Origin of the sequence: Methylophaga sp. OBS4 (assembly GCF_026319305.1) — a bacterium.
Classification (GTDB): domain Bacteria; phylum Pseudomonadota; class Gammaproteobacteria; order Nitrosococcales; family Methylophagaceae; genus Methylophaga.
On sequence record NZ_JAPDMV010000054.1, the window covers coordinates 1 to 9,415 of the forward strand.

The 9,415-nt window shown below is 48.3% G+C and carries 9 protein-coding genes; 8 read left to right on the plus strand and 1 reads right to left on the minus strand.

Features of this window, described 5'->3' with window-relative positions; translation table 11 throughout:
- A partial coding sequence (locus tag OMP95_RS12090) for an enoyl-ACP reductase FabI (protein WP_266329189.1) occupies positions 1–368 on the minus strand: 368 nt, incomplete at its 3' end.
- A 135-nt stretch (positions 369–503) separates the two neighbouring features.
- Between OMP95_RS12090 and OMP95_RS12095 the strand changes: the two genes are divergently transcribed.
- The 8 genes from OMP95_RS12095 to OMP95_RS12130 form a co-directional block, all read left to right on the plus strand.
- Positions 504–2,663: an ABC transporter substrate-binding protein gene (locus OMP95_RS12095; protein WP_266329191.1), complete on the plus strand. Its 2,160-nt coding sequence runs from the start codon at positions 504–506 to the stop codon at positions 2,661–2,663.
- Positions 2,664–2,854: 191 nt separating this feature from the next.
- Positions 2,855–3,619: a flagellar motor protein PomA gene (pomA, locus tag OMP95_RS12100; protein WP_266329193.1), complete on the plus strand. Its 765-nt coding sequence runs from the start codon at positions 2,855–2,857 to the stop codon at positions 3,617–3,619.
- Between the two features lie 32 nt (positions 3,620–3,651).
- On the plus strand, positions 3,652–4,545 hold the full coding sequence (locus tag OMP95_RS12105; protein ID WP_266329195.1) for a MotB family protein: 894 nt from the start codon (positions 3,652–3,654) through the stop codon (positions 4,543–4,545).
- Between the two features lie 12 nt (positions 4,546–4,557).
- Positions 4,558–5,148, plus strand: a complete 591-nt coding sequence (locus OMP95_RS12110; RefSeq protein WP_266329197.1) for a YceI family protein — start codon at positions 4,558–4,560, stop codon at positions 5,146–5,148.
- Between the two features lie 16 nt (positions 5,149–5,164).
- Positions 5,165–5,803 carry a 3-isopropylmalate dehydratase small subunit gene (leuD, locus tag OMP95_RS12115; RefSeq protein ID WP_266329199.1) on the plus strand — a complete coding sequence of 213 codons (639 nt, stop codon included), beginning with the start codon at positions 5,165–5,167 and terminating at the stop codon, positions 5,801–5,803.
- 33 nt (positions 5,804–5,836) lie between these two features.
- The gene (gene leuB, locus OMP95_RS12120) at positions 5,837–6,907 is read left to right on the plus strand and encodes a 3-isopropylmalate dehydrogenase (RefSeq protein WP_266329201.1); all 1,071 of its coding nucleotides are present in this window, start codon (positions 5,837–5,839) and stop codon (positions 6,905–6,907) included.
- Positions 6,908–6,927: 20 nt separating this feature from the next.
- Positions 6,928–7,950, plus strand: a complete 1,023-nt coding sequence (locus tag OMP95_RS12125) for an aspartate-semialdehyde dehydrogenase (protein ID WP_266329203.1) — start codon at positions 6,928–6,930, stop codon at positions 7,948–7,950.
- 28 nt (positions 7,951–7,978) lie between these two features.
- The coding region (locus OMP95_RS12130; RefSeq protein WP_266329205.1) for a FimV family protein at positions 7,979–9,415 on the plus strand (1,437 nt) is incomplete at its 3' end.

Consider the following 9,415-nt stretch of genomic DNA (forward strand, 5'->3'; position numbering starts at 1 on the left):
GCACTGATATCATTGGCCATGGCAAAGCCTTCACGGGTGACGCTGTCTACATAGCTGCCCTGTAATTGCTCACGGGGGGCAAAAGCGACTGAGTGAACAATGGTATCGAGTCCGTCCCAATGTTGTGACAGTGAAGCAAATACAGCATCAATCTGTTCATCACTGCTGACATCGCAGGGAAAGATCAAGGCCGGGTCGGCTCCACATTCTTCGGCGATTTTTTCAACGCGGGATTTGAGCTTGTCATTCTGATAGGTGAAGGACAGCTCAGCACCTTGACGTGCCATGGCCTGTGCAACACCGGCTGCAATAGAGCGCGGGCTGGCAACGCCCACAATCAATACACGTTTGCCTTGTAGAAAACCCATGAGTCTCTCCTGAAAACTGCGGATAAATCGTGATAAGTTACCTGATTTTGCAAATGACGGGAAGAGCAGGCATGCAGTAATCCCGTTATAATTCTAGTCAGTACACAGGGCCCGGACATCTGAATTAGGAGTTGTATGACATACAAGAATGTATTGAGCTGGTTATTTCTGATTGTGCTGACAGGTTGCGATATTCAGGCAATCAATTCACCCTATCCGGCGAGTGACGCTGAAGAAGCCGTATTGTATAGCTCATTCACGTTGCGTCCCAAACATCTCGATCCGGCCCGTTCATACAGCGCTAACGAAATTGCCATTACCGGACAGATTTATGAACCGCCTTATCAGTATCACTATCTGAAACGTCCTTATCAGCTGGTGCCGTTGACCGCGCAGGATATGCCGCAAGTAACCTATCTGGATGAAAATGCCAAACCGTTGACAGAGGATGAGCCGGAAACTCAGGTGGCATTTACGGTTTATAACATCACCATCAAACCGGATATTTTGTATCAGCCGCATCCGGCTTTTGCCAGAGACGAGCAGGGGACTTTTCTCTATCATCAACTGAACGAGTCAGAACTGGATGATATTTACAGTCTGTCTGATTTTGAGCAAACAGACACCCGTGTGCTGAAAGCAAAGGATTTTGTTTATCAGATAAAAAGGCTGGCACATCCGGAAATACACTCGCCCATTCTGGGATTGATGTCTGATCATATCGTCGGCCTGAAGGAATATGCGCAGCAATTACGTGAGCTGAGGCAGCGTGGTGAAGCTATTGATTTAAGACAATATGAGATTTCAGGTGTCCGTACTCTGGGCGATCATCATTACGAAATCACCGTTTATGGTAAATATCCCCAACTTCGTTTCTGGCTGGCCATGCCGTTTTTTGCCCCCATTCCCTGGGAAGCAGAGCATTTTTACGATCAGCCCGGACTTGAGCAGAAAAATATTTCCATAGACTGGTACCCGGTGGGCACGGGACCATTTTATATGACCGAGAATGATCCCAATCAACGCATGGTATTAAGCAGAAATCCACTTTTCCATGGCGAGCAATATCCCAGCGAAGGAGAGGCCGGCGATCGTGAAGCAGGTCTGCTGCATGATGCAGGTAAGGCTTTGCCGATGATAGATAAGGTTGTGTTTACTCTGGAAAAGGAAAACACTTCTTACTGGGGTAAGTTTATCCAGGGATATTATGATGTTAGCGGTATAAGTTCAGACAGTTTCGACCAAGCGGTGCAGGTATCTTCGTCAGGTGATTTCGGCCTCAGTGATGAAATGAAGCAGAAAGGTATTCGCTTGGAAACCGCGGTGGGCACCTCCACGTTTTATATCGGATTTAATATGCTGGACCCTGTGGTCGGGGGTTACACCGAACAAGCCAAAAAACTGCGGCGGGCGATTTCCATTGCCATCGACCATGAAGAGTACATTTCCATATTTGCCAATGGCCGTGGTATTCCTGCCCAGGGACCGGTGCCGCCCGGTATTTTTGGTTATGTTGAGGGCGAAGCCGGCATCAATGACTACACCTATACCTGGCAAGATGGTAAGGCTAATCGCAGATCCATAGAAGAAGCCAGACAATTATTGGCAGAAGCAGGCTATCCGAGAGGACGTGATGCAGAAACCGGCAAGCCGCTGGTTTTGTACTTCGATGTGCCTGCCAGTGGGCCGGACAGCAAAGCGCAACTTGACTGGCTGAGAAAACAGTTTCGTAAACTGAAAGTACAGTTGGTCATACGCAGCACAGATTACAACCGTTTTCAGGACAAAATACGTCAAGGGCAGGCGCAACTGTTTCAATGGGGTTGGAATGCAGATTATCCTGACCCAGAGAACTTCCTGTTTTTACTGTATGGCCCCAATGGCAAAGTCAACTCCGGTGGCGAAAATGCCGCTAATTATAAAAATGAGGCGTTTGACAAATTGTTTGAGAAGATGCGAGTGATGGCGAACACTGCCGAGCGGCAGAAAATTATTGAGGAAATGGTTGCTATCGCCCGTGAAGATGCCCCCTGGGTGTGGGGGTTTCACCCCAAACAATTCTCTCTTTACCATGCCTGGAATTACAATATCAAGTCCAATCTGATGGCTAACAATACATTGAAATATCGCCGTCTGGACACCGATCTCAGAAAACAGCTGCAGGCCGAGTGGAATCAGCCGTTGTTGTGGCCGCTGGTTATGGTGTTTTTGCTGCTGGTACTGATGGTGTTACCGGCCGCGATAGTTTATCGTCACAAAAAACATAAAAGACATCATATGGCCTTTCAGCGTTAGCGGCTCTGAGGCAGGCATTTCCAGGTTGTTTCGGAATATATTCCTCTGCATTGATTGACGCTTTTTTATGTACATCAGAGGTGAAGCTGAAACAGCAACTGAATCCTGGAGATTTTTCAACAACTATTCGGTAGAATTATCCCCTGATTTTGCGGTGATTCTGTTTCAGTGTACGTAATGGGGGGTAATTTGTGGATCTTGCTACGCTTCTTGGCCTTGTTGTTGCCTGGGGTTTGATTGTCGCAACTATAGCGCTGGGAGCCGCTGCCAGCACATTTGTTAATGCACCTTCATTTGCAATTGTTCTCGGTGGTACCTTTGCCGTGGTGCTGATGCGCTTTACTTTGGGTCAGTTTATCGGCTCGATGAAAACGGCGACAAAAGCATTCCTGCATAAAGCTGAATCTCCTGAACAAATTATCGAAACGGTGGTGGAACTGGCCGCCATCGCTCGCAAGGAAGGCTTGCTGGCACTGGAAAAACAAGAGATTGCCAACCCGGTGCTGGCAAAAGGTATCAATATGCTGGTTGATGGTCACGAACCGGCGGTGGTAAAAAAAGCACTGGTGACCGAAATGAATGAAACGGTCAATCGTCACGGTATCGGCCAGCAGATTTTCAAGGCTATTGGTGATGCGGCTCCGGCAATGGGCATGATTGGTACCTTGGTGGGGCTGGTACAGATGCTGACCAATATGTCGGATCCTAAATCCATCGGCCCGGCGATGGCCATTGCTTTGCTCACCACGCTTTATGGCGCGATGCTGGCGAATATGTTTGCTTTACCTATTGCCGATAAGCTGTCGTTGCGCAGTACCGAAGAATTGATGAACAAAAGTATCATTATCGAGAGCATTCTCGGGATTCAGGAAGGTCAGAATCCAAAAGTGCTGGGAGAGATTCTGAAAAACTTTCTGCCCGCTTCCAAACGTGAGACTGAAGAACAGGCTCCCTGATTTTTCGTGTTGGATCAGACTGCCCTTAACTTATGAGTGATAACGCACAGAGAATCAAACGTGACGCAGAGGGGCTGCCCGCCTATATGGCGACCTTTGCTGACTTGATGTCTTTGTTGATGTGCTTTTTTGTATTGCTGCTGTCTTTTGCCGAGATGGATGCTTTCAAATACAAAATGGTCGTCAAGTCATTGGAAAACGCATTTGGTGTGCAGCGGGAAGTGGCGGCTAATCAAATTCCTAAAGGAACCAGTATTATTGCGCAGGAGTTCAGTCCGGGGGAGCCCAGGCCGACCCCGCTTAAGGTGGTCAGACAAGATACGATAGATGAAGCAAAGGATGCCCTTAAAGTCACAATGGACAAGGAAGCGGCTGCCCGGCGGCAGGAACAGGAAATAGCTGAGGAAACACAAAAATTTAAAGAAGCGCTGGAAAAAGAAATTAATGACGGGTTGATCGTGGTTGAGAGTCAGTTCAACCGCATCGTGATAAGGATTCGTGAGAAAGGATCGTTTCCATCAGGCGACGCGCGGCTTAATAATGACTTTATTCCCATTCTACAAAAGATCCATGATGTATTATTGATGACCGACGGGCTGATTGCCGTCGCCGGTCACACGGATGACGTGCCGATTAACACGGCGCGATACCGTTCCAACTGGGAACTGTCAACATCACGGGCGACGTCGGTGGTACATGAATTGCTTGATTTCGGTGATATGCCGGCTGAACGTTTTTATCTGGAGGGGTATGCTGATACCAAACCCCTGACACCTAATGATTCGAATGTTAATCGTGCCAAGAACCGACGTGTTGAAATTATTGTCCTCAAATCACCGGTTCAGGAAGAACTGACACGGTCGATCGATGAGTTGAAACAGCAGCACGAATCTGTTGAAAGCGAAATAACACCGATCAACGAATAAAGGAGCGAGATAATGAAATATCTGCAAAAATCATCCTATCTGCTAAGTTTGCTGTTGCTGAGTGCTGTTGCGCAGGCCGGTCAGTGGCTGGTTAATAATGAGCAATCCCAGTTGAGTTTTGTGTCCACCAAGAAAGTAAATATAGCTGAAGTGCATCATTTTGGTCAGCTCGCCGGTGGCTTGAGTGAATCCGGGCAATTCAGCCTGGATATCGATTTGGCCAGTGTCGATACCGGTATTGAAATTCGTGACAGCCGTATGCGTGAATTTTTGTTCAATATCGTGGAATTTCCCAAAGCCAGGATCACGGCTGAGGTAGATTCTGTGGTTATTGATGCTTTAGAGGTTGCACAGTCCACTACCATGACCATAGAGGGCGAACTCAGTCTTCATGGACAGTCACAACCCCTGACATCTGAGGTATTGGTGACCAGGATCTCAGACAGTGAACTACTGGTTGTGTCGGCTAAACCTATAATATTGAGTGTCGCTGACTATGAACTGGTGCAAGGCGTCGAAAAATTGCGTGAACTCGCAGGTTTACCCAGTATCAGTCACGCTGTGCCGGTGAGCTTCTATCTGACTTTAAACGCTGCTAATTAAGAGGTGAAAGCGCGTAATGCAAAAATTTTCTGTTGAAACCGGTATCGTTATTCCGATGGATCGACCCAATGTGGATACTGATGCCATTATTCCCAAGCAATTTCTCAAGTCGATCAAACGAACGGGTTTTGGCCCCAATCTGTTTGACGAGTGGCGCTATCTGGATCATGGTGAACCGGGACAGGACTGTAGCCAGCGTCCGCTCAATCCTGACTTTGAACTGAATCAGCCCCGTTACCGGGGCGGTTCGATCCTGCTGGCACGTGAAAACTTCGGCTGTGGTTCCAGTCGTGAACATGCGGTCTGGGCGCTGGATGATTTTGGCATTCGTGTCATCATTGCGCCAAGCTTTGCCGATATCTTTTACAGCAATACCAGCAAGAACGGTATTCTGGCGATCACGCTGGAAGAGTCATTGATTGATAAGCTGTTTGAGCAGGTTAATGCCACTCCGGGTTATCAGCTACGGGTTGATTTACCGGCCCAGACGATTACACTGCCCGATGGTGAAGTCATTCCATTCGACGTTGATAGCTTTAAAAAACATTGTCTGCTGGAAGGCCTTGATGATATCGGGCTGACGTTGCAACATACCGACGACATTGAAGCGTATGAACAAAAACGCAAACAGGAAGCGCCTTGGCTGTTTTCCTGATTAAAATCAAGACATAGACAAAAAGAAAAGATAATGACAAAAAAAATTGCAGTTTTGCCTGGCGACGGCATTGGACCTGAAATTGTCGCTGAAGCAGTGAAAGTACTGGAAAAGCTCAGCACCGAAGGTCTGGATATCAGTCTCGAATATGGTCTTATCGGTGGTGCAGCTTATGATGAAACCGGTACGCCTTTGCCTGAGGAAACGCTGACCTTGTCCAAGTCGGCCGATGCTATTCTGTTGGGCGCTGTAGGCGGTTATAAATGGGAATCTCTGGATATCAGCGTCAGACCTGAAAAAGGCTTGCTGGGTATTCGCGCTGAACTCAATCTGTTCGCCAATCTGCGACCAGCGATTCTCTATCCTCAACTGGCAAGCGCTTCCACGCTGAAACCGGAGGTGGTAGCTGGGCTGGATCTGATGATTGTGCGCGAACTTACCGGCGGCATTTATTTTGGTCAGCCGCGCGGTATCCGTACTCTGGACAATGGCGAAAAAGAAGGTTTCAACACACTGGTTTACCGTGAAAGTGAAATTAATCGGATTGGCAAGGTCGCTTTTGATATCGCAACTAAACGCCAGGGACGCGTATGTTCTGTAGATAAAGCAAATGTGCTGGAAAGCACAGAATTATGGCGTGAAACCATGACACGATTGGCAAAAAGCTATCCTGATGTCGAACTCAGTCATATGTATGTCGATAATGCGGCGATGCAGCTGGTGCGCGCGCCCAAACAGTTCGATGTGATGGTCACCACCAATATGTTCGGTGACATTCTGTCTGACTGTGCGTCGATGCTGACCGGATCAATCGGTATGCTGCCGTCGGCGTCGCTGGATGAGAACAGCAAGGGTATGTACGAGCCGATACATGGCAGCGCACCTGATATTGCTGGCAAGAATATGGCTAACCCGCTGGCGACAATTCTCTCAGCTGCTATGATGTTGCGGTACACGCTGGACGAACCTGAAATGGCGGAGCGTATCGAACATGCAGTCAGCAAGGTGCTCGATGCCGGTTTCAGAACAGTGGATATTTATTCGGAAGGCATGAAAAAAGTCAGTACTTCCGAAATGGGTGACGCCGTAGTGGCGGCCCTGTAACCAAAAGATATAGGTGATGTGTGAGTAAAAAAGTTGATGTTGCAGTCGTAGGCGCAACCGGTGCAGTTGGTGAAACCATGCTGGAAATTCTGCATCAGCGTCAGTTTCCTGTGGGCAAAGTTTATGCCCTGGCTAGTGAACGCAGTGCAGGCAGCAGAGTCAGTTTCGGTAACAAATCACTGGTCGTTGAAGATCTGGCAGAATTTGATTTCTCCAAAGTACAAGTCGGTTTGTTCTCTCCCGGTGCCAGCGTCTCTGCCATTTATGCGCCGAAAGCGGCAGCGGCAGGTTGCGTGGTGATCGATAATACTTCGCAGTTTCGCTATGACGACGATATTCCGCTGGTTGTGCCGGAAGTTAATCCAGACGCCATTGCTGGATATACTAATCGCGGCATTATCGCCAACCCCAACTGTTCGACTATTCAGATGATGGTGGCGTTGAAACCCATTTATGATGCGGTGGGCATTACCCGTATCAATGTTTGTACCTATCAGGCTGTATCCGGCACCGGTAAACCTGCTATGGAAGAATTAGCCAAGCAGACCGCTGCATTGCTAAATGGTCGTGCGGTTGAAACCTCGGTTTATCCCAAACAGATCGCGTTCAATGTGTTGCCGCAGATTGATGTATTTCAGGAAAACGGTTACACCAAGGAAGAAATGAAAATGGTCTGGGAAACCCGCAAGATCATGGGTGATGACACTATTCAGGTGAACCCGACTGCGGTGCGTGTGCCGGTGTTTTATGGTCATTCTGAAGCCATTCATATTGAAACCCGTGACAAAATCACTGCTGCTGAATGCAAAAAATTGATGGCGGAAGCCGAAGGGGTTGTACTCCTGGATGAACACGAGGATGGGGGCTATCCGACAGCAGTTACAGAAGGGTCCGGACACGATCCCGTCTATGTCGGCCGCATCCGTGAGGATATCTCTCATCCCAAAGGTTTGAATTTGTGGGTGGTTGCGGATAATGTACGTAAAGGTGCTGCATTAAACAGTATTCAAATTGCAGAAGTGCTGGTCGATAAATATCTCTGAATAGCTTAGGGAAAATAAGGGGATGAAAATGAAACGTAATTTATTAGCCAGTCTGGCAGTGGCTTCAACGATTGGTGTTTTTACTCCCCTGACAACTCAGGCATTCGGTCTGGGCAAACTGGAGTTGATGTCTGCTTTGAACGAGCCTTTCAAGGCCGAGATTGATGTTACTGCGCTGAAGGCAGATGAAAAAGAAAATCTGCAGGTCAGAATCGCATCCAGTGACGAGTTTGATAAAGCCGGTTTGGAGCGCAGCATTCTACTCAGTCAGTTTGAATTCGACATCGTCGATCGTCAGGGTAAGACCAGAATCCTGGTAACATCCAAGCGGCCGATCAAGGAACCTTTCCTTGACTTTTTACTGACAGCCACTGCCGGCCAGGGGCGATTGATCCGAGAATACACGGTATTGCTGGATCCCCCCGAGTATGTACTGGCTGAAACGCGTGCTGCTTCATCATCCAGTTCTGCTAGCAGCAGTCCGTCGCCGGCTGAAACCAAACCTACTACAACACGTTACCAGTACGCAGACGCTGGTCAGAGTGCGACCAGCTACGGGCCGGTACAGCGCAATGACACACTGTGGAATATTGCACTTAAAACCCGTCCTGATCAGAGCATTTCTGTTCATCAGATGATGATGGCGTTGTTGAAAGCCAATCAGGATGCTTTCAGCGGGCAGAATATCAACGGTCTGAAAGCGGGTTACACACTGCAAATCCCTTCTGCTGACAGCATAAAAGCTTTGACTAAGTCGGCAGCAGTGGCTGCAGTGGGTGAACAGAACCAGCTGTGGAAAGACCGTAATAAAAAACCTGTTTCTACTACAGTCATCGACTCAGAGCCGCCGGCAAAATCAGAACAAACAGTAACTGAAACACAATCATCTGGTGAAGAAGAGACTGCTGTCGCAGCGAGCGATGCAACTGCTGTTGAAGAGGATGCCAGATTAAAACTGGTTGCACCTGAAGAAGCCACTACCGAAGATGATGCCGAACTTAATGCTCAGGGCAATCCTGATGTCAGACAACTGACTGAGCAGTTAACCCTGGCACAGGAAACCATCGAAGCTCAGGCACAGGAAAATCTGGATTTCAAAGCGCGTATGGATGCGATGGAAGAACAGCTTGAAACCATGAGTAGATTGCTTTCATTGAAAGATAATGATCTGGCCAGGCTGCAAGCTATGCTGGAAGAGGAAGAGCCGGAACTTGCTGCTGCGACGATGGCTGATATGCAGTCAGATGAGGCTGCTTCACCCGCCCAGGATGCCGCTGATTCGGCTGCCGATAATGCAGAGATGCCAGCAACAGCCAGCAACGATGAGCAGCCGCAAAGCAATCCAGATAGCGGTATTATCAGCGACACAGCAAAAATGCTGAACCTGGACGAGCAGGAAGTGCAATCTGTAGTATACACAGTCAAACAATGGGTTGCTGAACACAAGCTGGATACAGCGCTGGGT

Bases quoted from the DNA above. Each gene is read 5' to 3' on its own strand.
- OMP95_RS12095 (WP_266329191.1), top strand. From the start codon at position 504: ATGACATACAAGAATGTATTGAGCTGGTTATTTCTGATTGTGCTGACA.
- OMP95_RS12105 (WP_266329195.1), top strand. From the start codon at position 3,652: ATGAGTGATAACGCACAGAGAATCAAACGTGACGCAGAGGGGCTGCCC.
- OMP95_RS12110 (WP_266329197.1), top strand. From the start codon at position 4,558: ATGAAATATCTGCAAAAATCATCCTATCTGCTAAGTTTGCTGTTGCTG.
- leuD (WP_266329199.1), top strand. From the start codon at position 5,165: ATGCAAAAATTTTCTGTTGAAACCGGTATCGTTATTCCGATGGATCGA.
- leuB (WP_266329201.1), top strand. From the start codon at position 5,837: ATGACAAAAAAAATTGCAGTTTTGCCTGGCGACGGCATTGGACCTGAA.